Genomic DNA, 25479 nt, shown 5'->3' with positions numbered 1-25479 from the left:
ATGCGAGGGGCGTTTTATTGGTATTGGTATTTATTTCTTGCGGCTAATTACTTTTTTAGCAGCTGCAGCAATATCTTCTGCAGTTAAGTGGTATTTCTTTAAAAGAGCGCTAGGTATGCCGGACTCACCAAAGGTATCACATACACCTACACGTTCCATGGGAACAGGACTGTTTTCTACCAATACTTCCGCAACAGCACTGCCTAAACCGCCAATGATGCTGTGTTCCTCACAAGTGACAATGGCGCCTGTGTCAGCAGCGGCCTTTATGATTGCTTCCTTGTCAATTGGTTTAATGGTATGGATATTCACCACTCTGGCGCTGATACCTGCATCTTGTAATTGCTTAGCAGCTTCTTTTGCGGCGCCAACCATAATACCAGTCGCAATAATAGTAACATCTTTACCATCTGCCAGCTGTACAGCCTTGCCATGCTCGAATGTATAATCAGCAGTAAATAAATCGGGAACTGCCATACGTCCTAGACGAATATAAACAGGACCATCATATTCTGCTGCAAAAGTAATCGCTTTACGAGTTTCTTCAGCATCTGCCGGTACAATCACTGTCATATTAGGAATACTGCGCATGAGAGAAATATCCTCAATGGCTTGATGGGAAGCTCCATCCTCACCAACTGTTAAACCAGCATGAGTAGCGGCAATCTTAACATTCAGTTTTGGATAACAAATCGAATTCCGGATTTGTTCAAAAGCCCGACCAGCAGCAAACATAGCAAAAGTAGATACAAAAGGTATCTTTCCGCCGGCAGCCAAACCCGCTCCTACGCCCATTAGGTTTTGTTCTGCAATTCCTACGTTAAAAAAACGCTGAGGAAATGCTTTTGCAAATACAGCTGTCTTGGTAGATTTGGATAAATCCGCATCTAGCACAACAATATTTTCATACTTTTCCCCAAGCTCTTTTAATATTTCTCCATATGCTTCACGAGTTGCTAAACCCATTCTCTACACCTCTCAACGGCAAGTTCAAAACGTCTATCTGAATCTGCCTATTTTTTATTGTGTTTCTAATTCATTTAATTGGGACAGGAACAATTCACATTGTTCACGGCTAGGAGCCTTGCCATGCCAATCAGCGATGTTTTCCATTTGGCATACGCCTTTACCTTTTATCGTTTGGGCAACAATCATCGTTGGTTTGCCTTTTATTGTTTTAGCAGTTTGAATGGCATCATAAATCGCCTGTATGTCATGTCCATCAATTTTAATCACATGCCAGTTGAAAGCAGCCCATTTCTCAGGGATTGGTAATGGTGATAATACTTCGGAAATGGGACCGTCAATTTGCAGTCCATTAAAATCTACAAAAGCAGTCAAATTATCTAATTTGTAATGGGCGGCAAACATAGCAGCTTCCCATACCATACCTTCCTCCAGCTCGCCATCCCCCAGCACTGTGTATACGCGGCTTGCATTATTATCAAGACGAGCAGCTAGTGCCAATCCTGCAGCAGCGCTCAAACCCTGTCCTAAAGAACCGGTAGACATATCAATACCTGGCAGATTTTTCATGCTGGGATGTCCTTGCAAGCGACTGTCAATCCTACGCAGCGTTAGTAATTCTTCCTTTGGAAAAAAGCCTTTCTCTGCCAATGTAGCATACAAAACAGGAGCTGCATGACCTTTGGACAAAACAAAACGATCTCTGGCCGCTGCCTGAGGATCGTTAGGATTTACATTCATCTCAGCAAAATATAATGTTGTGAGAATATCTGCCGCTGATAAGGAACCACCTGGATGACCCGATTGAGCCTCCGTAACCATTTGCACAATACTATAGCGAATGGACTGTGCATATTTTTCTAATTGGGATACTTGTTCTTGCGTCAGTTTTTCAGCCATATCTATGACCTCCTTAAAATCAAGCTTTATATTTTTACTTCCGTAAAACCTTCACCTAATACCTCATGAGCAGTGGTCACAATCACAAAAGCCTTCGAATCAATATGATAAATCACTTCTTTTAACTGTGTCACTTCACTGGTACTTACCACACACAATAGCATCTCTCGAGGATCTCCCGTATAGCCGCCCTTGGCTTGGAGCACAGTTACGCCTCGATCCATTTCCTTAATAATAGCATCTGCTACCTGTTTTGGCTGACTGCTCATAACAAAAAAGGCCTTTGATGTACTAGGGCCTTCTTGTACCAAATCAACAATCTGTCCTGTCACAAAGATCGAAATCAACGCATATAATGAAAGTTCAGCGCTTTTAAAGGCCAAACCGGCAAAGACAATTACAAAAAAATCAGCAGCCATCATAGCTTGCCCAACACGAATCTTCAGTAATTTATTCAAAATAACAGCCGCTAAAGCTGTCCCTGCAGTATTGCCTTTATATCGAAAGACAATTCCCATACCAATGCCGCCTATGACACCGCCATATAAGGAATTAAGCAGCAAATCACCTGTCAGCACAGGTGTGTAAGGAGCCATCACATCAATCGCGATAGAAAGCATCGCAGCACCAAATAAGGTATTAATGCCATAACGCGCCCCCATGACCTTAAGACCAATGATAAATAAAGGAATATTAAATGCCAGCATAATAATCCCTACTGGCCAATTCAATAAATGATGCAGCACCGTGGCTAGACCGCTGACACCACCTGCTGCCACTTTATTCGGTATTAAAAACATATTTAGGCTAACCGCTGTAATAGCAGCTCCTACTGCAATTCCCAGATAATCACGCCATATTATTTTTTTCATGATTTGCCTTCCCCCACTTTTTTTGAGAAATGAGTTCCAACGCTAATTCTGCATTTTGAAATGCTTTATCCCTAAGATATGTACTCTGCTCAACTTTGGATTGTTTTGCCGCTTTACTTGTCGGCCATAGCTGGCGCACTTTTTCTACCAAACTTTGGGCATCTAAATTTTGCAAATCTCCAGCATGACATTCTCCCAAAGACTCTAAAAAACGATCAATTTTAGGATCATAGGAAATCCCTACCATTGGCACATGCATCACTGCGGCAAAGATTAAAGCATGGAGACGAATGCCAATCAGCATATCCAAGTTTCCCACTAAGGACAATAATTCACTGGTGGTATACTCTTCGGTGAGTACAATGGCCTTGGATTTCGTACGAATGGCCATTCTTTTTGATACAGCACAATCCTCCGGCCATTGCATGGGCAAGAATACAATTCTTGCCCCAAATTCTTCTGCCAATTGATTGGCCGCTTCCACTAGAACGTCTTTATAATGCTTCCAATCCTTCCATTCCCGCACCGATATACCAATGAGAGGTACATTGCCTTCCACTCCGGCATTCCGCAAAATCCTGCGGCCAATTTGCTTATCTACCTGATGCATCGCCAGTACAGGATCGGCAGTAACATGGATTGGGGGCTTTATTACGTTCAGACGCTTTAACTCTGCAAGAGAACCTTCATCTCTGACAGTAATCAAATCCACCATATTACCAATATAGCGCATAGCACTTCTAGCCAATGTACCGCGCACTGGACCAATTCCCTGAGCATAGAGCATAACCGGAGTACCCAGTTTTTTCGCTAATATCATAATGCTCAAGTAATAATATAAGCTGCGTTCACTGGTGACATCCTGGAGCAAACTGCCACCGCCGCTGATTAGCAGCTGGCTTCGGGATAAAACCTTGATAATCTCTGGGAAGTTTAAACGATATACAGCCGCAACTCCGTGACGTCTGCAAGTATCCTCTGGATTACCGGAGATCACTGTAATTTTTATATCGGATGCAAGTTCAGTCAATACCTCGATCATGGCTGCCAGCATGGCTTCATCACCGGCATTGCCAAAACCATAGTATCCTGAAATAACAATCTCACTCATTCTTAACAGATCTCCTTCCTAGGACAACAGACAAGTAACAAAGTACTTGAACTGCAAGTACTGCTACTATACCTACACCAATCCCCGCTACCATGCCATCTATGCCGCGAACAAAAGACATGAGCACTGGTGTCCGCAAATGAGCAAAGGTTTCAACTAGGGACCCCTGAGCAATGGTAGCAACTACGATCATTGCATAGTGTACCACACGAGGCCATTGACGATACAGTGCCATAACTGCTAAGAAAAAAGCAGGATGCCCAATCATAAATTCTTTGCCACGCGGTCTGGCATACATAGCCCTTTCTAGAAAAGCCCGCATTTTTAGTTCTATATCCGGTACAGGCACACCTGCTGTATGACCAGATCTGCCAATGAAGACCCAAGCACCAATTGCTGCCAGGGCAAATACAAATAAGGTTTTAATATACAAAGGATAATTCAGCAATTTTATAACCTGCTGCCAAATGTCTTTTTCATCCTCTTCTTCATTTTCAAATAAATTATACCGAGCTAAATAAATGATAGTAATGAGGAGCAACGGAGCCACAAAGGTTACCTTTACACCACGGAAAATTTCCATTTCCAGAAAGAAACGTACATCCCCCAGTACAGCTGCCACATACATACCGCCAATCATGGACAGCATAACGGTGATGATTAATCCGCCTATTCCATCTTTTATAATCCCCGCAAGGCTTCCTCGCCCTTCTATCGACATCTTTCTCCAACGGTCAAGCTGCCACGTCATAGCTAAAACAGGAAAAACAACAGCACTGCATAAGGCCACTGCCTGGCGCACTGCGTTGCCGCTGCCCTTTAGCAAAGGAAATGCAAAGACCAGAGAGATCAGCAGCAATAGTGCATATTGATAGCGGGCAGGAAAAGGACGCACTAAGGTTAAAAATAATACTCCCGCAGCCACTGCTCCAATGGTAATTGCCACTAATAAGAAGACTTGAGGGAAATAGGGATGGAAAATGCCTGCCTTACCAATGGTAAAACCACTGGCAATTAAACCATCTCTCACATTGGCTACATACTCCAAATTGGTTTCTAAAAGAGTTTTACCCGGTTCGGCTTTATCATATTTCCGAAGCAAATTAATGCGTATATTGCGTTCTTGATCCGTTACAATCCAGCGTTGAACTGCTTCGGCTGATTTTAATTTAGGCTGTTCATCTTTAGGAATCACATACACACGAGCTGCCTTGTAATCATTGGCTATAGCCATGGGAACAAGTCCCTCTTGTTTAAAAAACTGTAATTGCAGAGGATGTTCAATTAAGCCTAATGTCAATTGTTTGCTTTTGACCTTCTCCAAAGTTAACGACAGAAGATCAGGATAACCCAAGGCCTCATCACCAACAAATATCAGCGCAGAAACATTTTCAATACCTGATAAGCGGGCAAATACACCTTCTACGTTCTCTTTTTCCACTTTAGTATAATTGCTTGGCCTTGCTACTACATAAAATCCTTGACCAGACACATACCGCATCTCATCGGTCGGCAAGCCAAGATTCCATTTTACTACTTTTTCATAATTTGCTTTCACAGCTAAAATCTGGCGCTGACTGTCAAGGACTGCCACCCTCTCGGGGCTCAACCTTTCGACCAGATCTTCTTTTACCTCAGCGAAAACCCCAGGATCACGTCCAACAACATAGACATCTTCTGCTTGAATACGGCCTGTTTCAACTAAGTTACGCCAAACTGCATCACCTAGCATACCTGTATAATACTGCTGCAGCAATTGGGCACCCGACAAAACAGCTACCTTGCCGCTTTTATTTAGTTTCTCCAGCGTAGTCTCATACACTGCCAGAGAAGTAATTCCAGCCTCTTTCATGCGCCGCATCACATGTTCGGTAGGAACCCCTTCAAGCTGAGCCAGTTCCACAACATCTTCATACTCCATAACCATCTCAATGGTCGTGCTGCTTTCTTCTATTTTATGGCGCTGCCAGACAATGGTTAAAGCTGCCGCTAGACCGATGACGATGCATAATAATAATATCTTATTATATTTAAAATCTCTCAAAACAATCTATCCCACCTTATCTATCAAATACGGTCATATAAACACTATTGTAACCCCTAGTTACAATACTTTATGCAACTTCATCATATTCTGGCAGAACACTCCAATATCCTGCTTTTTAAGGATAATTTTTATAAAAAAACTGCGCGTCATAAAAATACTAATACCTTCTAAAACATAATCGAACCGCAGAGGCGCAGAGAACACAGAAAAAAGATAGATAGGGTAAATAATAAAACTCAGCGCACTCTGCGTCTCTGCGGTTCAATCATTCTTCGTTACTATGCATTGTATGTAATTTACTATTACAAAAAAAATTGCCCTGATAAGGGCTCGTGCAGCATCAACCCTAATCGGCGTGATATTGTCGGGCTGTTTTAGAGTTGACGCTGTACTAGTGTGAACGATTATCTAGATATAAAATCACTTTCCCGTTTTCCATTACAATGTCACGGACATTTACATGGAAGGGCAACTTATTCAAATCGACTAAAGGGATCTCTGTTAAAAGAGCGCCTCCTAAATTACCAGTCATTCGATTATTCAGTAAGAATCGGTCCGTAACAAATTTGATCTTTTGTCCGTCACCCACAATCTTTCCCTCTAAACTTACAGCCACATTGGCAAAGCCTCCAAGGGCAAAGCTGCTGCTGGCCTTTATTTTGTCAGATTGAATATCCACTACGGCATTTTTTACCCCTTTAACGGTTTGGTTTAAATACCGCGCCAGTTCATCTTGAGTCACTGTGCCCCGAATCTCTACATCACCAACGGACTGAAAGGCAACCAAACGGCGAGTAATGAGCGCTCCCATATCTAACTGCGCATCTTTTAATGCAATACTCATATCATCAAATACCAGTTTATCTGCTTTTGCCTGCTGGGCATTGACGGTAATATTATCAAATTTACCGCCCAACATGAGAAGAGCTGGGCGTTTGGTCAACGTAGCCGTCACTTGCTCACTACCTACCAAGCCCCTCATACCTTTGGCTACTATATCCGATAATATCATTGGCAGCAGTACCTCACTGGCAACTGCTAACAACAATATCACTATCACAAGACGCAAGCCTTTTGTCACAGGATACGCCTCCTTATTTTTGAGTTCAAAAGAACACTACACATTCTAATTCCCCTCTTGAGAGGGGTGCCGTAAGGCGGGGTGTGTTAACCGCAGAGACGCAGAGAACACAGAGAAAATGTTAAAAAAACTCTTTAAAATATGACAATACTAATACAGTTGAGAGATTGCTTCACTACCGTTCGCAATGACATACTTTCACATGTCTCCTCAGTGTTCTCTGCGCTCTCTGCGGTTAAATCGTCATCCAATTTACTTCTTTCCTTGTTTTAAATATGCCTCGATGAAAAGACCAAGGTCTCCATCCATGGCAGCATGGACATTACCGGTTTCCGCATTGGTGCGATGATCTTTTACCATATTATAAGGATGAAATACATAAGAACGAATCTGGCTGCCCCACTCAATGGCCTGATAATCGCCGCCAAGCTCATTTTTTATATTTTCCTGTTTTTGGCGTTCTAATTCATATAATTTAGCCCGCAGCATTTTCATACATTGTTCACGGTTCTTGATCTGGGAACGCTGCGTCTGACACTGCACTACAACACCGGTTGGAACATGTGTCATGCGTACGGCGGAATCCGTTTTGTTGATATGCTGACCGCCCGCCCCGCTGGCACGATAGGTGTCTACACGAACATCAGCCATATTAATATCAATGTCTACATTATCATCAATTTCAGGCATAACATCTACAGCAGCAAAGGAAGTGTGACGACGACCGCTGGCATCAAATGGAGAAATACGTACTAGACGATGTACCCCTTTTTCTGATTTTAAATAGCCATAAGCATTTAAACCAGAAACTAAAATCGTAGCACTTTTCACTCCAGCTTCATCACCCGCCAGAAAATCCATGGTCTCTACTTTATAACCGTTCTTCTCTGCCCAGCGCACATACATGCGCAGCAGCATTTGAGCCCAATCCTGAGCCTCCGTACCGCCAGCGCCAGCATGGAGTGTTAGTATGGCATTGCTGCCATCATGCTCCCCTGACAGCATTAAAGCAACTTCCAATCGTTCAATATCCTTAGTCATCTTATCAACGGCTTCCAAGACTTCCGGATAGATGCTTTCATCCTTTTCTTCCATGCCCATTTGCCATAACAGACTTAAATCCTCATAGGCTGTGGATAGCTGCTCAAATTGAGCCACACCATCTTTCAAGACATTTAGCTCCTGGGCTACTTTTTGCGCTTTATCAGGATCATCCCAAAAGCCTGGTCCCCCCATTGTATCTTCTAGTAAGGAAATACGCTCTTCTTTGCCAGCAACGTCAAAGAGAAGCCCTCACTTCAACTAATTTCTGTTCAAAAGCAGCAATCTGTACTCGCAAATCTTCTAACAACAACTGTATCAACTCCAATTAATTAAGTTTTAAAAATCATTAACCACAAAGGCACAATTGCGCTTACGCGCAACACAAAAAATTATTTAAACCTTTGTGTCCTTTGTGCCTTTGTGGTTCAAATCTCTTACTTTGCAGCTCCGCAGCATTTTTTGTATTTCTGACCTGAACCACATGGGCATAAGTCATTACGGCCAATTTGTTCTGCATTGACGATTGGCTGCTGCGCTTTTTGTTCTTTCGCCTCTTCTTCTTCTCCATGAGTTGCATGTGCCTGCTGCAAGCGATCTTCAGGAGGAGCAACAATGTTGACCCGATAGATATATTTCACAATATCTTCCTGGATGATATCAATAAGCTGCTGGAACATGTCATAGGCTTCAATCTTATATTCAATCAATGGATCACGCTGACCGTAGGACCGAAGACTAATGCCTTCTCTTAGCATATCCATGGCATCCAAATGTTCCATCCATTTGGAATCAACCACTTTCAGCATAACAACCTTTTCCATCTCCCGCATATTATCAGAACCAAATAAGGCTTCACGAGCATTATAGGAATCCGTTGCTACCTTGAGCAATTCTTCCTGCAGCTCTGTACGACTTAAATTGCCAAGTTCCTCTGCCTTTAACTGACCCTCTGGGGCAAAAATATCTTCACAGTATTCAACCAAACCTTGGGTATTCCAATCTTCTGGATATAATTTTTCGTCAGCAAACAGTTCCATACCGCGATTGATAAGTTTCTCAATCATATGGAAAATGTTTTCTTTCATATCTTCGCCTGTCAGAATCTGGCGACGCTGTCCATAGATGACTTCCCGCTGCTGGTTCATTACATCATCATATTCTAATACATGTTTACGCATGTCAAAATTACGGCCTTCGACTTTCTTCTGAGCCTGTTCAATGGAGCGTGTAATTAAGCTATGTTCAATGGGCTCATCTTCTTCCATGCCCAATTTATCCATGATTGTCGCAATATTATCAGAGCCAAATAAACGCATTAAATCATCTTCCAAGGATAAGAAGAAGTGAGAAGATCCAGGATCCCCTTGACGACCGGCACGACCACGCAACTGATTATCGATACGACGGCTTTCATGCCGTTCTGTACCAATAATATGAAGTCCGCCCATATCAGCCACACCTTCACCTAACACGATATCCGTACCACGACCTGCCATATTCGTAGCAATGGTCACGGCTCCCGGCTGTCCGGCTTGGGCTATAATTTGGGCTTCCATTTCATGATACTTGGCATTTAGTACATTATGAGGCACGTCTTTCTTTTTTAGCATATCGCTCAAATGTTCTGACTGCACAATGGAAGTCGTACCTACGAGTACCGGCTGTCCTTTTGCATGACGTTCTACAATGGAATTGACTACGGCTCTATATTTTGCCCCGGTAGTTTTATAAATTACATCCGGCAGATCCGTACGGCTTACTTCTTTATTAGTCGGAATCGTAATAACGTCCAGTTTATAAATTTTCCGGAACTCTGCCTCTTCCGTTTTGGCAGTACCTGTCATACCAGACAATTTGTTATACATACGGAAATAATTTTGGAAGGTAATGGACGCTAAGGTTTGGCTTTCCCGTTCTACCTTTACTCCTTCTTTTGCCTCAATGGACTGATGCAGACCATCAGAGTAGCGGCGACCGAACATTAAGCGACCCGTAAATTCATCTACAATGACGACTTCTCCGTCTTTTACCACATAATCCCGATCCCGTTTCATTAATCCCTTAGCTTTCAGGGCCTGATTAAAATGGTGAGACATCTCGATATTGGCATGGTCATACAAATTGGTAATTCCAAGCAGTTTTTCTGCTTTGGCGATACCACTTTCCGTTGGTGCTACGGTACGGGTCTTTTCATCGACCGTATAATCTTCACCTTCTTTTAGTTTCGGGGTAATTCTTGCTAAGACATGATATAACTCGGTTGATTTTTCCCCTGGTCCGGAAATAATGAGAGGTGTACGTGCTTCATCAATTAGAATACTATCCACTTCATCCACAATAGCGTAATTTAATGGACGCTGTACCATTTGCTCTGCATAAATAACCATATTATCCCGCAGATAGTCAAAACCAAATTCATTATTCGTACCATAAGTAATATCCGCATGATACGCTTGTTTACGATCAACGAAATCCAGGCCATGTACGATGAGTCCCACTGTTAAACCTAAAAAGCGATATACTTTGCCCATCCACTCACTATCACGTTTTGCTAAATAGTCATTAACGGTAACAACGTGGACACCTTTACCAGTCAGAGCGTTCAGATATGTAGCTAGAGTACCTACGAGTGTTTTACCTTCCCCTGTACGCATCTCAGCAATATTACCTTCATGCAGCGTAATACCGCCTAGCAGCTGAACATCAAAATGCCTCATACCCAATACACGGCGAGAGGCTTCCCGCACAACAGCAAAGGCCTCTGGCAAAATATCATCCAATGTCTCGCCGTTTTCTAAGCGACGTCTAAACTCACCGGTCTTAGCAGCCAGTGAAATATCGCTTAATTTATGCATGGCAGGCTCAAATGTATTCACTTCTTCTACATATTCCATCATACGTTTTATTTCTTTTTCATTATCATCGCCAAAGAGATTTTTTAGAAACTTAAACAACTGGTATCAACTCCTTAAAAGTTAGCACATCCATGAAAAAACTTCTCTTAGTTTACAGTATATGCCTAATTCTAAATTTTATCAAAAGATAATGCATAAGTCAAAGTAAATAAAGATTACTTGACCTCACAGTAAGCAATAAACGTATATGACACAGAGCAAATGCACGTCCTTTAAAAACAAAGCAATCGAACCACAGAGGCGCAGAGAACACAGAGAAAAGATAATTAATAGAATAAGAAAATACCCCTCAGCGCTCTCTGCGTCTCTGCGGTTCAATCATTCTTTCCAGCTCTCTCACAAAAATATATTATAGGTATAAAGTATTCATAAAATGGGAATACCTGAGAATATAGACTCATTTTTTATTTTAAGGAGGAATTAGCTTGCAGCTAAACTCGATTCATCTCATTGGACAAATTGCGGATTTAAAAGATACAGATTATAAGAATACCTTGGCAATCACAGTGTTAATTGATTTACTCATTGAGAAAAAAATTTTTACCCGAGAAGAATTTGCACATAAGGCCAGAGACCTTGATACCACAAGCCTGAGCCAGCTTGTATCCAATCGCCGTCTAGAACTTTTATCCAATCAAAAATAAGCCTCTCGGAATTGTCAGTACTTTCATCTACGTGCAAAAAGCCGTCCCCCATGAAACGCGATCGTTCATGGAGGACGGCTTTTTTGTCTATTTAGTTAAAATCAGGTTCAATCAAACCATATCTTCCATCTTTACGGCGATATACTACATTGACCTCTTCTGTTTCTGAATTGCTAAATACATAAAAATCATGATTCACAAGATTCATTTGCAAGATAGCCTCTTCAATATCCATCGGTTTAACAGCAAATCGCTTGGTCTTCACAACATGGAGTTCTTCTACCTCTGGAGCGGCAGTAGCAGCAACTAATTCCCCTTTAAAGGCACCAACTTTCATGCGGCGAGAAATTTTAGTTTTATATTTTTCAATTTGTTTTTCAATTTTGTCTACAACTAGATCAATGGAAGTATACATATCAGCAGTGGCTTCCTCGCCTCTGAGAATCATACCATTAACCGGCACAGTCAATTCAATAATATGGCGACCTTTTTCTACAGCCAAAATAGCTGTAATCTCTCCTAGAGTATCGAAGTATTTCGTAATCTTACTAGCACGTTTTACTACATACTCCTTTAATGCTGGTGTAATCTCAATATTTTTGCCTCGTACGATGATTGCCATAATCGCCCATCTCCTTTCAGTGTCTTACTAAGTATGATTCTCCATAGAGATACTAAAGTCCTTTATAAATTTTAACTATTTCGATAATTATATATGCTAGTAATAAGAGAATGCTGACACGTCCTCTAAAACATTTAAAACGAATTGAACCACAAAGGCGCAAAGTACACAAAGGGTTTATATAATCAAAAAAACCCGGCTATAATAGCCGGGTATATTTGCTCAAAATCTATTAAGCTTTAGCAACGTTAGCTGCTTGCGGTCCACGTGCGCCATCAACAATATCAAACTCAACTTGTTGACCTTCAGTTAAAGTTTTGAAGCCTTGATCTTGAATTGCTGAGAAATGTACGAATACATCGCCACCATCTTCTCTTTCAAGGAAACCATAGCCTTTTTCAGAACTAAACCATTTTACTTTACCAATCATTATGAAACTCCTCCTAAAATAAACAATAAACTGAGGCCAACCACGTGACCACTATCTAAAGTATAACATTCCTGGATATGTGTGTCAAATCGCACAGGCTGGAATTTATAAGAAATCATCCTTTTTCTTACAATATCTTAGATAAAAAAGATTTAGTTCGATCTTCTTTCGCATGAGAGAAAATCTCTTCTGGCGTGCCTTCTTCTACAAGACGTCCTTCATCCATGAAAAGAACCCGATCTCCAACTTCCCGGGCAAAACCCATTTCATGAGTAACAATCGCCATTGTCATCCCCTCATGAGCTAAGGATTTCATAACATCCAGCACTTCTTTGACCATTTCCGGATCAAGGGCGGAAGTGGGCTCATCAAACAGCATGATTTTCGGTTTCATAGCCAATGCTCTGGCAATCGCCACTCGCTGCTGCTGTCCACCTGACAGTTGCTCTGGATAGGCATGTTCCTTATCGGCCAGCCCAACCTTTACAAGTAAATCCTGGGCTATTTTTACCGCCTCAGACTTCGGTGTTTTTCGCACAGTCATAGGCGCCAGGATGATATTTTCTAATACTGATTTATGAGGAAACAAATTAAAGCGCTGAAAAACCATCCCTACTTCTTCCCGCACTTTATTAATATTGGCTTCATTCGTAAGAGGAATGCCATCCACTATAATTTCGCCCTCTGTTGGCTCCTCTAAATAATTAATGCAGCGGAGTAATGTACTCTTACCCGAACCACTTGGTCCAATGACAACGACAACTTCTTTCTCAGCTATATCAGCATTAATCCCTTTTAAGACATGGAGTTTACCAAAATGTTTATGAACATTTTTAATGTTTATCATCGATTTTGTACCTCCGCTCCAAATAATCTACCAAACGTGAAATTGTGAAGGTCATAATCAAATAAATAAATGCTACAGATAACCATATTTCAAAAGACCCGTAGGTGCGGGCAATAATTAACTGCCCTCTTCTCGTAAGCTCTTCAAAACCAATTACCGATACCAAAGAAGAATCTTTCATCATTGCAATAAACTCATTCCCCAGAGGTGGGATGATGCGTTTGAAAGCCTGGGGCAAAATAATATGACGCATCGTCTGTCCCCAAGTCATACCAAGAGAACGTCCCGCTTCCATCTGCCCTTTGTCAATGGATTGAATCCCGCCACGGAAAATCTCTGCAACATAGGCACCGCTGTTAATACTGCAAGCGGTAATCGCAGCAATAAAAGGATCAATCCGCTGCCCTACAATAATGGGAAGTGCAAAATAAATAAGAAAAATTTGCACTAACAACGGTGTGCCGCGAATAAAATCCACATACACTGCAGCTAATGCTTTAATAATCCAAGTATTGGATAAACGTGCGATTCCAACAAACATTCCAATTAGCAAACCCAGACTCACACTAAATGCTGTAATTTGCACCGTTACCCCTGCACCGACTAGTAAAAGGGGAAAGGAACGCACAATTAAATCAAAATCAAAGTTCATAGTCTTCACCCTTAATTCAAAAAATATGTATGCATGTATAATAACGCAACACTATGATTATAAACACACAGGACAATGCTGTCAATCCTATTTGAAATGCTATATATCCTTTAGAATATGAGATTCTTTTAAGGGTCCGTCCTGTCTCAGCATAAGAAAAACGCTGTGCGCCCTTTAAAACATATAAAACGGATTGAACCACAAAGACGCAAAGGACACAAAGGGTTTTATTTATGATCTCCAAAGAATCTGCCTCGAAGCAGCCTTTTTTATTTTCAAAGCAAAAAACAAAGTTGAGCAGCGATAATTGATGTAATTGAAAGTTCATTAAAATCTTTAGGAGGGATCTTTTCATGTTGAAAAAAAGAACAAAAACAGCTGCGGTATCTTTTTTTTGCACCTATCTAATGCTTGGCACCGCATTGGCTGCTCCAGTTAAAAATTTGGAAATTGGAGATCTTAATGTAGACTTCATGATTCATAACAGTAATGATAGTGGGAGTAATTATAACTTTGATTATAAAATTACACATTCACTGACAGTTGGATTCGAAAAGAGTAATTGGCGTTCTGCTGGTTACAAAGCAACTGAAACCTATGCCCAATTTAATTTTGGTCCTAGCTCTCGATTCATTGTCGGCAATGTATCGATGGATTCTCATAGCAAGCCTTTTTGGGGAGGAGCAACTGGCGGCATTCTCAATGAAGACTGGGATTACTATGCTTCCCAGATCATTGGCAGTCATTTCCGCGAATCACAAGTGGGATTAAATTATAAGCTAACCGATGATTTAAAAACCAATTTTACTTACCGGATTTCAAAGTTTAACGATAAAAAATGTGATGGTTTTTATTGGGGCTTATCCTATCGCTTTAATATAGGAGGCATTAACAAGGAAAATGATGAAGGTGATTCGGAAATTATGTTCGGGATATAAGTTTCCTCTCGTATGGTAAGGAAAAAGTAGAGGCTGCCTCAATAAACCCTTGAGGCAGCCTCTACATTTTTTTATAGTTGTGGTTTTTTACCAAACCATTTCACATAAATTTTTTCATATTCGCCGTTTTTCTTTAATTCATCGATTGCCTTATTTACTTTTTCCACTAGCTCCGTGTTTTTCTTAGTTACAGCCATGCCATATTCCTCGGCATTCACGATATCGCCAACAATTTTGGCATTTTTCTCGCCGCTTTTCGTTAAGTAGTATTCATTCACTGGCAAATCATTCACTACTGCGTCTACACCGCCTGCTTTTAGTTCCATATATGCTTCGGAATTGCTATTGTATTCCCGTACTTTCGCATCTTTTATTTTTCTAGCTTCTTCAGCACCTGTGGTGCCAATTTGTACAGCAATTCTTTTACCTTCTAAATCTTTAAAGCTAGTAATCGAATTATTATCCCCTTTAACTACGATGGACAAACCAGATTTATAGTAAGGTTTGGAGAACGCTATTTTTTTACTACGTTCTTCTGTAATGCTCATACCGGAAACGATCATATCAATATTGCCTGCTTCCAATGCAGGAATCAGACCATCAAAACCAATGTTTTGAATTTCTGCAGTGTAGCCCATTTGCTTTGCCACTGCTCTTGCCAAATCCATATCAAAGCCGACATATTCTTTATTGCCCTCTTCCTGAAACTCAAAAGGTGGAAATGTCATCTCTGCACCAATTTTAAGCACTTTGGCCTTGTCCGCATCTGCAGCCTTCTGGCCACAGCCAACTAAACCCAAGGATAATACCAAAATTCCAACTACCATCAAACTCAACATTTTTTTCGACAATCAAATAACCTCCCATAACAACTCTATTTGTTTACCTTCTACTATTTTACATCTTTTTTCTGAATCATCAAGCATTTTTTGTATTATCAAAATAATACACTTTACTAAATGTCCACTCTTCGAGTAGTAAAAATAAAACCTTTTGAAACGCGAAGATGCGAAGAATAGGTCAGACATAGTAAAAAATCCCCTCTTGAGAGGGGTGGCACGCAGTGACGGGGTGTGTTCTTTTGTCATTTAAAAAAGACATGGAAACGTTTAGTCATAAACGCTCCCATGTCTTTATGTACGATGATTTTATTACGGTTTTTTACCAAACCATTTTACGTAAATTTTTTCATATTCGCCGTTCTTCTTTAATTCTTCTATTGCTTTATCAACTTGAGCAATTAGCTCTTTATTCTTAGCTGAAGCCGCAATACCATAATCCTCAGCAGTTAGAGGTTCACCAACCATTTTAGCATCTTTACCGCCGGCTTTTGCAATATAATATTCATTAACCGGTTTATCATTTACAACGGCATCAACGCCACCAGCTTTAAGCTCTAGAAATGCTTCTGGAGCACTGTTAAACTCACGAATTTGTGCATCTTTTACTTTTTTAGCTTCATCTGCGCCAGTAGTACCTAATTGAACAGCAATGTTTTTACCTTCTAAATCTTTGAAAGACTTAATACTCGTATTATCACTTTTTACAACCATCGTCAAACCAGATTTATAATAAGGCTTAGAAAAGCTTACTTTTTTGGCTCGTTCTTCTGTAATCGTCATTCCTGAAATAGCCAAATCAATACTGTTAGCCTCTAAACCAGGAATCAATCCATCAAATCCCATGTTTTGAATCTGTACTTCGGCACCCATTTGCTTACCAATGGCTTTAATTAAATCAATGTCAAAACCTACATATTCTTTTGTACTCTCATCTTGAAACTCAAAAGGAGCAAAAGCCGCTTCCGATCCGACTTTCAAAACTTTAGCCGGTTTCGCTTCCTGCTTACCACAGCCAACCAGACCTAACGATAGGATAAATATCCCAATTGCGAACAAAGATAGTATTTTTTTAGACATTTTTTCTTCCCTCCTGCTATTTGTTTGTAATCTTGTAATGTTCATAATTATACATATGTCTTGGATATTTAGTCAATAGTTTTTTTATAGAATATAGCAAAAGGGACCCGGTTTTCACCCAGTCCCGCAATGTATACATTATACTTTTATCAGCTTATATTCCTGGCTTTTTGCCAAACCATTTCACGTATATTTTTTCATACTCGCCATTCTTTTTCAGCTCATCAAGAGCTTTATCCAATTTACCTGCTAGTTCTGTATTCTTTTTGGCAACAGCAATCCCGTATTCTTCAGCTTGCAGAGGCTCGCCAACCGTTTTGGCATCTTTACTGACTGATTGGGCAATATAATATTCGTTAACAGGTTTATCATTCACAACGGCATCTACACCGCCAGCTTTTAATTCCATAAACGCTTCGGGAGCATTATTAAACTCACGAACTTGGGCATCTTTAATCTTCTTTGCCTCTGCAGCGCCAGTAGTACCAATCTGCACTGCAATTTTCTTGCCTTCTAAATCTTTAAAGTTCTTAATTGCATTATTGTCATTTTTCACTACGATGGTTAATCCAGCTTGATAATAAGGCTTCGTAAAATTCACTTTTTGCTTTCTAGCTTCTGTAATGGTCATACCGGAAGCAACTGCATCAATGCTATTCACTTCTAAACCAGGAATGAGTCCATCAAAATTCATATTTTGAATTTGTACTTCATAACCCATTTGTTTGCCTAAGGCTTTAATCAAATCCATATCAAAACCCACATATTCTTTTGATTTTTCATCTTGAAACTCAAATGGAGCAAAACCTGCATCTGTACCCACTTTCAATACTTTCGCAGTTGATGCTCCCTCTTTACTGCACCCAACCAAACCAAATGATGCAATCAGCACCACTATAATTAGTAATGACATAATTTTCTTTGACATAGAATAACCCTCCTGCTTACATTCTCAATTTATTTATAATTATACATTGTTTATGCATATTTAGTCAACGTTGTTCTAGAAGTATTTTTATCTTGCATTAAACAAATAACAAAAAACTCGGATGATTTCTCATCCGAGTGCTGCGTACTTATGATCTTTGCGCGGTGAAACATTCCCGACAATAAACCGGTCTATCATTACGAGGCTTAAATGGCACTTGTGTAGTAATACCACATCCAGCACAAACCACCTCATGCATTTCTCGTTGCGATGTTTGACGTTCGCCACCTTCGCGACTGCGTTTTTTCGCATCGCGGCACTCGCGACAACGTGCAGGCTCATTTTCAAATCCCTTTTCTGCGTAAAACTCCTGCTCTCCTGCTGTAAACACAAAATCTACGCCACAGTCCTTACATTTTAGAGTTTTGTCCTGAAAAGCCATTAAAGAAATCCCCTCACCTTATGAATTCTAAAGGACCACACTGCTTAGCTGACCTGGTCTTTGCCCCCACACCCGCCTGCTGGAAGGTTCGCTAATAAGAAATCAATCTCCTCACTACTGCCACTCTCGAATCTAGCTGACGTAGCTAATAACTCGGCAGGACTTACCCCTAAACCGCACCATGCTCAGAGCCACTTTGGACTCCTTATGTGGATCGTTTCGCCTGCGACTGGCCTCGACTTTCAACCACAGACCTAAGCAATAGGTTCTTAACCTATATTATAAGCTTATTAGTAGTAAATTGCAAGTCTCAATAAAAAGTATCGATACACTGTTTGTCATTGCGAGGCACGAAGCAATCCATTCTCACTTAAGAATTTCTTATATTCGTCCATTCCCTCTTTATACTGATTATGTGAATCGTGTATAGCTTCTTCATAGGTACTTGCGGCTAAGGTAATCTCACCTGTATTAATATATATTCGTGCAAGCTCAAGCTTTGCTAAAAAGCTTCCCCTGCCATATACAGTTGGGAAATCTCCAGCTTCACCGATTTTCAAACAATGACTGAAAGCTCGCTCAGCCTCTTTATATTTTTTTTGCGCTTTGAAGCAAAGCCCCTTTATGAAAAATAGATCAACAAATCCCTCACACTTTTTATTTGTTAAAATTTTATCAATAAACGTTCGGCATTCTTCAAATTCTTCTAACATAAAATAATTGAGGGCAATGCGTTTAATTAAATTGAAATGAAAATTATTAAAGCCTGTTTCTTGTTTTAATTTCAAGCACTTAAAGTAATATTCTTGGGATCGTTTATACTCCTCCATGGCACCATAGGTAGCACCAATATGAAAATAGAGAAAATCATCTTGGGGATTTTTCTTCAACTCCGTCAACAAAATATCTAAATTCCTTTTAGCCTTGTTTTTCTCTTTCATATTCTGTTCTAGATATCCATAGTGAATGATTTTACAAGTCGATTCCTTTAGGCTTTCGACAGCAGACTGATTAATATTCAGTTGTTCATGAATAGCCCTCTGATATTGATATCCCTTATTTCTAAATAGTCTAACATACGCCATTGCTTTCCCTTTAGCGCCTCCGCCCATATGTGATTCCTCTACAATATCGTAGCCATCAACTGTACTGCTAATAAGTTTTTCTCGTATTTTTTGAGCATCACAAATAAGTCTTTCATCCCCATCAAGTACCAATATCCAATCAGCATCTATGCCTTCAAGAGAATAATTCCTTGCTGCTGCAAAATCATTGCTCCATTGTAAATGCCGTATTTCAACTCGTTCACCAAACTCTTTTAAAATATCAATTGTTTTATCTGTGGAACCAGTATCAACAACTACAGCCATATCAACAAGTTTCAATGCACTATTTATAGCAATTTTTATGTATTTTTCCTCATTCTTCACTATCATACATAAACATATTTTCATTGTCTCACCTCTCCTGCATCAAGGTTGCATTGTTTGACCTATTTATTATACTCACACTTGTAATAAATCGAACGATCATTTTAATAGGTATCATAGTCACACGGTTTTATTCTACGCTTTTGACGCCAGGAATATCTTTACTCGCTTTTACTATGTATTTATAAACTGTAAACTGATCTACTAAGATATCATTGGTAAGCGTCGCTATGGTATCTACGAATCCTTGTTCCTTCTCAGAAACATCCAATCGAGTAGCACGGTATTGTATATCAGAAAAGCCTGTTTGAAGAAGCATTTTGTGGATTTCAGAGAAGGTGAAAAACCGTAGATGTGCTTTGTCTAAAATCCCTTCACTTTCGTAGCTCCAATTTCCCTGAAGCAAACTTTGAATTACACTAAAGTGCATAATATTATAAATACTCGCCAAGATTTTTCCACCGGGAGCTAAGTGCTTATAGAGCCGCATTAATATCTCCCAAGGGTTTTGAAGATGTTCTAAAACATCGCCAAGAATAATATAATCAAAAAATTCTAGCGGGTAATCCAATTCTACTGTTTCAATATCAGCTATAAGCATTTGCGCAAAACTATTTGCACTTTTTGCAGCATATGGGTTTAATTCAATACCATATAACTCGGCTTCCTTATATTGGTTTTTAACTTGCAATAAAGTTGCTCCACAAGCACATCCAACATCTAAAACACGTATTTTTGCATCTGGTGAGACGTCGATTAGGTCAATAATCTCCTGTCGTATAAACGAGGAATATTGGGAATTATAGCCCCATTTGCCTTCAAATTTCTTTCGGTTCTGCTTTAAAAGTTGTATATATTCTTCAGACCAGTCCTTAAATGAAGCGCCACCAAAATGATGAATAAAGGTATCACGACAAAGCAATAGTCGATAACCAGCTTCTCTAATGCGTGCTGAATAATCATCATCTTCATAGTTTCCTGGTGAAAATATCTCATCGAGTAACCCTATTTTATCAACAACTTCTTTTTTGATTAACAGGCAAAAACCTATCAATTTTAAACGTTCCTCCCAGTATGCCTGTTGAGAAATATTATACTGAAGGGCAAATTGGTGCATCTCATTGATAGAATGGTACGGCACAGATATTGATTGGCTATTAGCGCAGTTATTGGTTACTGGTCCTACAGCACCAATATCATTAACACTGTATAAAGTCATCAATAAATTATTGAGCCAGTTATAAGTTACAATAACATCATTATTTAATAGCAGAATATTCATACCTCTTGCAATAGCAATTCCCTGATTGCACCCCTTTGGGAATCCAAGATTTACACTATTATAAATAGTGTAGATATCGTCTTGCTCTTTTAACCACTCAACAGTACCGTCAGTAGAATGGTTATCGACCACTATCAACTCATATGAAATCGGAGCAGTATATTGGCGAATGCTTTCAATACACGATTTAGTGTACTCAAGCTTATTATAGGTCAGTATTATAATGCTGGTATTTATAAGCGACATATTTATTCCTTCCTAACTTTACAATGATTTTAATTTCTCATTAGCGATTTTTGCTCTTTCTTATGCACTTATATATTACTGATTTCCTAAAATATTAGTATCTACCAGAGAAGATGATTAAGTACTTTTCTTCATCTTACACAATCATGCATAAACATATTTTCATTTGTCTCACCCCTTTAGCGATCGAAATCCCTCCATCATCTGAACATGTCCAATTATTTCTTGGGCACGCGCGTTCCATGTGTGATTTTGTTCCGCTTTTTTTTGTCCCTCTTGAGCGATTGCATCAAGTCGAGGCAAATCTGCTAACAATGTATTGATTTTTTGGGGTAGTTGATTTTGTAGCGCAATAGAATAAGTAACAATTTCTTTATCCTCTACAAACTGTTCTTTCCAATACCCATTTGTATCCGTTAATGCCACTGCACCGTTAAGCATGGCAGAAAACACCCGTTCATGAGAACCATGCGAGAAGAAACTTGTAAAATTAAGAACTATCTTTGCATCTGCCATAATTCTTAAAGACTCATCAAAACTTACCGCTTTATGAACATCAAAAGATTGGGTACAAGGCAGCTGATCCCAGCCATTACCATATAGGCTTACTTTGATCCCTGCATTCGCTAGTTCTGTGAGCATTCTTGCACGCCGCACATTTCTAACATAAATATCAACATGAACCACCATATCTAAAATTCGTTTAAAAAAATCTGGACTTAAGGCATAGTCCCGTGCTCTCAAGACCTGCTGTAAGGCATCGTACACTTGAATATTTTCTGCACTTAACATTATTTCTGCGACATCATTTAATAAGGAGCTAAGAGGATGCTGAGTCCATGAAATATTTGGCTTACTATATGTACCGCAAAAGAAAACATCTTTGCTTCTGCTGGCCATGTCTTTATATTCACCAATCCCCTGGGCATACGACCCTGCATGAGGTAAAAAGGTGCTAAGACCAACCTTGCCATAATGCTCCAAGATCTCTAAATGATTTTTATCTATACAAGTAATCAAAAAATTATCCGGCATACCTATAGTGTTAATATCACAAAATTTAACAGAAAGATACAATGGACTATCAACTAGGATTCCAATATAAGGAATTCCCATGTCTCTTAAAAATTTTATCCCTTCATGTCCAAGACCAAGATCATGCCCATTTAAATTATAACCACAAACAAAATCACACTCTTTACTAAAAGCATCCTGGACTAATTGGACATTATACTTATTTGATGCTAAATCAAGAATCAAAACTTCTCTTCCTAATGCGCGGAAAGCTGCTCCTAAATCATCAGTAAAATGACGCACTACATCATATTGAGAAGTACCTTTAAATAATAAAATTCTACCGCTCATCAATAAAACGCCTCTACTTGTATCATAGTATTTCCCAACTCACAGGTGTACCTCGCCGCACATCTTCTTTTACTTTTCGGCCAATGACTAAATCTAAATATTTCGTTGGCAGACCTAATCCTGGTCGAATGGCCCGTACATTGTGCTTAGTAAATAATTCTCCTGCCTGTATATCTTCTACTACATATAAGGATCTTCGATGTTGTAAAGATGCTTGCTCTGCTTGACTCGGACCATAGCTAACTTGTCCCAGCGCTTGATGAGCACGCTCGCTTTCTGTAACCAATGCTGCCATTTCGGCCGGTTCCAAAGAAAAAGCAGAATCTACACCACCATCGGCTCTTGATAGCGTAAAATGTTTTTCGATAACAGTAGCTCCCAATGCTATACTAGCAATTGCCGCACCAATCCCCATGGTATGATCAGACAGACCCACCTGGCAGGAGAATAAATCCCGCATATGAGGAATCTTCATTAAATTGGTATTGGCTGGTGTGGCGGGATACGTACTAGTACACGTAAGCAAAATAAGATCCTGACATCCCCCTTGCCTAGCTGCCCGTACCGTCTCATCAATCTCTGCCACAGTTGCCATCCCCGTAGATATGATCATGGGCTTACCAGTATCTGCTACTTTTCGAATCAGCTGCAAATCTGTCATTTCAAAAGACGCTATTTTATAGCAAGATACTTCCAGAGATTCTAAAAAATCAACAGCGCTTTCATCAAAGGGAGTACTAAACCCAATTATTCCTCGCTCACGACAACGATCAAAAATTGGTTTATGCCATTCCCAAGGTGTGTAAGCTTCCTGATATAATTTATAAAGAGAATTCCCCTTCCACAAGCTCTTAGGATCATCAATAAAAAATTCTTTATCATCAATATCAATAGTCATCGTATCTGCTGTGTATGTCTGGAGCTTTAATGCCTGTACACCACAATCTGCCGCTGCATCAACAATTTCCAGTGCCCGCTCTAGCGATTGATTATGATTTCCGGACATTTCCGCAATAATAAATGGTTTATGATTTTTACCTATAGAATAATTACCTATTTGGATTGAGCTCACATCTATTCCTCCATTAAACCTCGTTACTAAGACAATAAACCATACCTAATAAATCATTAACTACTAACAAACTCCCGAGTCAGTTCCTTAACAATTCGTTCGCTTCCCAAGCTATCAACTAGCTCCAGGCATTTGCTGCTCATCTTAGTTCTTGCAGCATAATCATTCATTAATCTCTTCGTACAATCTACTACTTGCTCCTCACAAATTTGATTATACCACCCTAAATTGATTATATATCCTAAATGTTCCATTTTTTCTACAAGAAACCTCTGATTTTCAGCCACAACAAATGCTAAAACTGGTACGCCGCACGCAGCAAATTCATATAGAGTACTGCCACCAGCTGATATTGCGATATCAGAACGTAGCATTATTTCAGAGATAGAAGAATGCCTTATTATTTCTGGTGTATCTGCTACCGTATTTGAATACAAAACTACTTGATCATGATTTTGACTTAAATCAACTAATTCTTGGCTAGTAGTAAAGCCCCCTCCTACCAGTACATTAAATCGAACCTTACTAAAATAATCATTATTTAAAAAAATATTCAGCAGCTTTTCAGTCATATGATAAGGATCTGATCCACCTGTAGTAATCATTATTTCTTCTACATTTTCCCTAATTCCTCTAGGAGAGATATTTTTGAATTCATCACGAATCATATTATATTGTGGTCCCAATAATAACACTTGATTGTCATCATACTTTCGATATCCTAGATATGCAGCAGTAACATTACCATTAATCACCACATCCACTGGATACGTTGATTTATTTTCATCATCAATATAGGCTAAGCAGCTTACAGAAGACTTCAAAGTCAAAAAATATTGATTGGTTATATTATAACTATCTACTATTAATATATCTATTTTATATTGATGCAGCAATCCAAGTATAACATCTGCTTCATCTACTAACTGCTCCGAATTACCGTAAAAAAAGCCTTCTGTTTCCTTTTCCTCAGAAGGTATTCGAATGACTTCGAATTTTTCTTTTTCTAATAATGCTATACCCATGTTGTATTTCGTAAAAAAATAAACCAAATGTCCAGCTTTCCGAAAAGCATTCGCTAAGGATAAGCAGCGCATAATGTGACCTAGACCTACACCTTTTCCGCCGTCAGCCCTTATTGCAATCCTAACCATTTCACTCTACCTTCTCTACAAATTCAATTTTCTGCAAAATGGGCATTACATTTTTTATATCGCTTACCAATTCTCTGCCACTCGACATCTAAAAGTTCCAGAACCGTCACATCATGATACTTGTCATATTTATATATGTGCTCTTTATATATGCCAACATGCCGATAACCATGAAGTTGGTGAAGTTTCACAACCTGATCGTTCCCCTCCATGACTTCGGCAATTATTTTCTTAAATTGTAAAACTGTAAAAACATAATTATATATGTACGGAGGGATAATACCGCCAAGTCCTCGAACTGTCTCATCCCCAATATAGTATGTTAATGAACAGCGTTTATTTTTTGCATCAATCTCGCTAAGTCCAATCACTCCAATTGGTTTTTCCTGATAATGTATTAGCCAATAACAACACGTAGGGTCAAGTGATATCCTTTGATGCCATTTTTTCTGTTCTTCAAGATCCTTAGAAATATCTGTATACATGTATTGTGTAATATTTTGTTTCGTCCGCCAGCTTAATACGAGTTCCAAATCCTCTTCCCTAATAGGATCAAATCGCAGCATTCTTTA

The 25479-nt window shown here is 39.5% G+C and carries 24 protein-coding genes; 2 read left to right on the top strand and 22 right to left on the bottom strand.

Going from position 1 to position 25479, the window contains the following annotated elements:
• Nucleotides 1–30: 30 nt before the first annotated feature.
• The 8 genes from JBW_RS03830 to secA all read right to left on the bottom strand — a co-directional run bounded on the left by JBW_RS03830 (nucleotide 31) and on the right by secA (nucleotide 10975).
• Complete coding sequence (locus JBW_RS03830) at nucleotides 31–966, bottom strand: transketolase family protein (RefSeq protein WP_007959229.1); 936 nt, start codon at nucleotides 964–966, stop codon at nucleotides 31–33.
• A 54-nt stretch (nucleotides 967–1020) separates the two neighbouring features.
• A complete protein-coding gene (locus tag JBW_RS03825) occupies nucleotides 1021–1866 on the bottom strand; it encodes a transketolase (RefSeq protein ID WP_007959227.1) in 846 nt (281 codons plus the stop codon).
• Between the two features lie 26 nt (nucleotides 1867–1892).
• Entirely contained in the window at nucleotides 1893–2738 is an 846-nt protein-coding gene (locus JBW_RS03820; protein ID WP_007959225.1) for a YitT family protein, read from the bottom strand.
• A complete protein-coding gene (gene csaB, locus JBW_RS03815) occupies nucleotides 2716–3849 on the bottom strand; it encodes a polysaccharide pyruvyl transferase CsaB (protein WP_007959224.1) in 1134 nt (377 codons plus the stop codon). The genes JBW_RS03820 and csaB overlap by 23 nt, the downstream gene beginning before the upstream one ends.
• A complete protein-coding gene (locus tag JBW_RS03810) occupies nucleotides 3842–5893 on the bottom strand; it encodes a DUF5693 family protein (protein ID WP_007959221.1) in 2052 nt (683 codons plus the stop codon). Before JBW_RS03810 ends, csaB begins: the two co-directional genes overlap by 8 nt.
• Before the next feature lie 394 nt (nucleotides 5894–6287).
• On the bottom strand, nucleotides 6288–6977 hold the full coding sequence (locus JBW_RS03805) for an LmeA family phospholipid-binding protein (RefSeq protein ID WP_007959219.1): 690 nt from the start codon (nucleotides 6975–6977) through the stop codon (nucleotides 6288–6290).
• Between the two features lie 252 nt (nucleotides 6978–7229).
• A protein-coding gene (prfB, locus tag JBW_RS03800; RefSeq protein WP_338061445.1) for a peptide chain release factor 2 occupies nucleotides 7230–8331 on the bottom strand; the annotation gives its coding sequence in 2 pieces (ribosomal slippage) (nucleotides 7230–8258 and nucleotides 8260–8331; 1101 coding nt in all).
• Nucleotides 8332–8455: 124 nt separating this feature from the next.
• Complete coding sequence (secA, locus tag JBW_RS03795; RefSeq protein ID WP_007959214.1) at nucleotides 8456–10975, bottom strand: preprotein translocase subunit SecA; 2520 nt, start codon at nucleotides 10973–10975, stop codon at nucleotides 8456–8458.
• Between the two features lie 386 nt (nucleotides 10976–11361).
• Here secA and JBW_RS03790 point away from each other — a divergent pair, with 386 nt between their 5' ends.
• Nucleotides 11362–11580, top strand: a complete 219-nt coding sequence (locus JBW_RS03790) for a hypothetical protein (protein WP_007930260.1) — start codon at nucleotides 11362–11364, stop codon at nucleotides 11578–11580.
• A 91-nt stretch (nucleotides 11581–11671) separates the two neighbouring features.
• On the opposite strand, the gene hpf is transcribed toward JBW_RS03790, so the two are convergent.
• The 4 genes from hpf to JBW_RS03770 form a co-directional block, all read right to left on the bottom strand.
• Nucleotides 11672–12202, bottom strand: a complete 531-nt coding sequence (gene hpf / locus JBW_RS03785; protein WP_007959213.1) for a ribosome hibernation-promoting factor, HPF/YfiA family — start codon at nucleotides 12200–12202, stop codon at nucleotides 11672–11674.
• Between the two features lie 232 nt (nucleotides 12203–12434).
• Entirely contained in the window at nucleotides 12435–12632 is a 198-nt protein-coding gene (locus JBW_RS03780) for a cold shock domain-containing protein (RefSeq protein WP_007930253.1), read from the bottom strand.
• A 127-nt stretch (nucleotides 12633–12759) separates the two neighbouring features.
• The gene (locus tag JBW_RS03775) at nucleotides 12760–13479 is read right to left on the bottom strand and encodes an amino acid ABC transporter ATP-binding protein (RefSeq protein WP_007959212.1); all 720 of its coding nucleotides are present in this window, start codon (nucleotides 13477–13479) and stop codon (nucleotides 12760–12762) included.
• Nucleotides 13466–14131, bottom strand: a complete 666-nt coding sequence (locus JBW_RS03770; RefSeq protein WP_007930249.1) for an amino acid ABC transporter permease — start codon at nucleotides 14129–14131, stop codon at nucleotides 13466–13468. Before JBW_RS03770 ends, JBW_RS03775 begins: the two co-directional genes overlap by 14 nt.
• 353 nt (nucleotides 14132–14484) lie before the next feature.
• Here JBW_RS03770 and JBW_RS03765 point away from each other — a divergent pair, with 353 nt between their 5' ends.
• Nucleotides 14485–15069 carry a hypothetical protein gene (locus tag JBW_RS03765; RefSeq protein ID WP_007959211.1) on the top strand — a complete coding sequence of 195 codons (585 nt, stop codon included), beginning with the start codon at nucleotides 14485–14487 and terminating at the stop codon, nucleotides 15067–15069.
• 71 nt (nucleotides 15070–15140) lie between these two features.
• Here the strand turns inward: JBW_RS03765 and JBW_RS03760 are convergent, their stop codons facing one another.
• The 10 genes from JBW_RS03760 to pseH all read right to left on the bottom strand — a co-directional run bounded on the left by JBW_RS03760 (nucleotide 15141) and on the right by pseH (nucleotide 25473).
• Nucleotides 15141–15920 (bottom strand): transporter substrate-binding domain-containing protein, encoded by a 780-nt coding sequence (locus JBW_RS03760; RefSeq protein WP_007959210.1) that lies wholly within the window; start codon nucleotides 15918–15920, stop codon nucleotides 15141–15143.
• A 300-nt stretch (nucleotides 15921–16220) separates the two neighbouring features.
• Nucleotides 16221–16988: a basic amino acid ABC transporter substrate-binding protein gene (locus JBW_RS03755; protein ID WP_007959209.1), complete on the bottom strand. Its 768-nt coding sequence runs from the start codon at nucleotides 16986–16988 to the stop codon at nucleotides 16221–16223.
• Between the two features lie 154 nt (nucleotides 16989–17142).
• Nucleotides 17143–17916: a basic amino acid ABC transporter substrate-binding protein gene (locus tag JBW_RS03750; RefSeq protein WP_007959208.1), complete on the bottom strand. Its 774-nt coding sequence runs from the start codon at nucleotides 17914–17916 to the stop codon at nucleotides 17143–17145.
• 148 nt (nucleotides 17917–18064) lie between these two features.
• Entirely contained in the window at nucleotides 18065–18358 is a 294-nt protein-coding gene (locus tag JBW_RS03745) for a zinc-ribbon domain containing protein (RefSeq protein ID WP_007930210.1), read from the bottom strand.
• 338 nt (nucleotides 18359–18696) lie between these two features.
• Nucleotides 18697–19812: a glycosyltransferase family 2 protein gene (locus JBW_RS03740; RefSeq protein WP_007959207.1), complete on the bottom strand. Its 1116-nt coding sequence runs from the start codon at nucleotides 19810–19812 to the stop codon at nucleotides 18697–18699.
• A gap of 106 nt (nucleotides 19813–19918) precedes the next feature.
• Complete coding sequence (locus JBW_RS03735) at nucleotides 19919–21316, bottom strand: glycosyltransferase (protein WP_007959206.1); 1398 nt, start codon at nucleotides 21314–21316, stop codon at nucleotides 19919–19921.
• A gap of 171 nt (nucleotides 21317–21487) precedes the next feature.
• A complete protein-coding gene (locus JBW_RS03730; protein ID WP_007959204.1) occupies nucleotides 21488–22681 on the bottom strand; it encodes a glycosyltransferase in 1194 nt (397 codons plus the stop codon).
• A gap of 22 nt (nucleotides 22682–22703) precedes the next feature.
• Complete coding sequence (gene pseI, locus JBW_RS03725; protein WP_007959202.1) at nucleotides 22704–23753, bottom strand: pseudaminic acid synthase; 1050 nt, start codon at nucleotides 23751–23753, stop codon at nucleotides 22704–22706.
• A gap of 56 nt (nucleotides 23754–23809) precedes the next feature.
• Nucleotides 23810–24907: a UDP-2,4-diacetamido-2,4,6-trideoxy-beta-L-altropyranose hydrolase gene (gene pseG, locus JBW_RS03720; RefSeq protein WP_007959200.1), complete on the bottom strand. Its 1098-nt coding sequence runs from the start codon at nucleotides 24905–24907 to the stop codon at nucleotides 23810–23812.
• A 23-nt stretch (nucleotides 24908–24930) separates the two neighbouring features.
• The gene (gene pseH, locus JBW_RS03715; RefSeq protein WP_007959199.1) at nucleotides 24931–25473 is read right to left on the bottom strand and encodes a UDP-4-amino-4,6-dideoxy-N-acetyl-beta-L-altrosamine N-acetyltransferase; all 543 of its coding nucleotides are present in this window, start codon (nucleotides 25471–25473) and stop codon (nucleotides 24931–24933) included.
• Nucleotides 25474–25479 lie beyond the last annotated feature (6 nt).

Source organism: Pelosinus fermentans JBW45, from assembly GCF_000271665.2.
In the GTDB taxonomy this organism is placed as follows: domain Bacteria; phylum Bacillota; class Negativicutes; order DSM-13327; family DSM-13327; genus Pelosinus; species Pelosinus baikalensis.
The sequence above is the reverse complement of the archived record's forward strand: the minus strand, read 5'-3'. Positions and strand labels throughout refer to the sequence as shown.

Bases quoted from the DNA above. Each gene is read 5' to 3' on its own strand.
- JBW_RS03830 (WP_007959229.1), bottom strand. From the start codon at position 966: ATGGGTTTAGCAACTCGTGAAGCATATGGAGAAATATTAAAAGAGCTT.
- JBW_RS03825 (WP_007959227.1), bottom strand. From the start codon at position 1,866: ATGGCTGAAAAACTGACGCAAGAACAAGTATCCCAATTAGAAAAATAT.
- JBW_RS03820 (WP_007959225.1), bottom strand. From the start codon at position 2,738: ATGAAAAAAATAATATGGCGTGATTATCTGGGAATTGCAGTAGGAGCT.
- csaB (WP_007959224.1), bottom strand. From the start codon at position 3,849: ATGAGTGAGATTGTTATTTCAGGATACTATGGTTTTGGCAATGCCGGT.
- hpf (WP_007959213.1), bottom strand. From the start codon at position 12,202: ATGGCAATCATCGTACGAGGCAAAAATATTGAGATTACACCAGCATTA.
- JBW_RS03780 (WP_007930253.1), bottom strand. From the start codon at position 12,632: ATGATTGGTAAAGTAAAATGGTTTAGTTCTGAAAAAGGCTATGGTTTC.
- JBW_RS03775 (WP_007959212.1), bottom strand. From the start codon at position 13,479: ATGATAAACATTAAAAATGTTCATAAACATTTTGGTAAACTCCATGTC.
- JBW_RS03770 (WP_007930249.1), bottom strand. From the start codon at position 14,131: ATGAACTTTGATTTTGATTTAATTGTGCGTTCCTTTCCCCTTTTACTA.
- JBW_RS03765 (WP_007959211.1), top strand. From the start codon at position 14,485: ATGTTGAAAAAAAGAACAAAAACAGCTGCGGTATCTTTTTTTTGCACC.
- JBW_RS03755 (WP_007959209.1), bottom strand. From the start codon at position 16,988: ATGTCTAAAAAAATACTATCTTTGTTCGCAATTGGGATATTTATCCTA.
- JBW_RS03750 (WP_007959208.1), bottom strand. From the start codon at position 17,916: ATGTCAAAGAAAATTATGTCATTACTAATTATAGTGGTGCTGATTGCA.
- JBW_RS03745 (WP_007930210.1), bottom strand. From the start codon at position 18,358: ATGGCTTTTCAGGACAAAACTCTAAAATGTAAGGACTGTGGCGTAGAT.
- JBW_RS03740 (WP_007959207.1), bottom strand. From the start codon at position 19,812: ATGAAAATATGTTTATGTATGATAGTGAAGAATGAGGAAAAATACATA.
- JBW_RS03735 (WP_007959206.1), bottom strand. From the start codon at position 21,316: ATGTCGCTTATAAATACCAGCATTATAATACTGACCTATAATAAGCTT.
- JBW_RS03730 (WP_007959204.1), bottom strand. From the start codon at position 22,681: ATGAGCGGTAGAATTTTATTATTTAAAGGTACTTCTCAATATGATGTA.
- pseG (WP_007959200.1), bottom strand. From the start codon at position 24,907: ATGGTTAGGATTGCAATAAGGGCTGACGGCGGAAAAGGTGTAGGTCTA.
- pseH (WP_007959199.1), bottom strand. From the start codon at position 25,473: ATGCTGCGATTTGATCCTATTAGGGAAGAGGATTTGGAACTCGTATTA.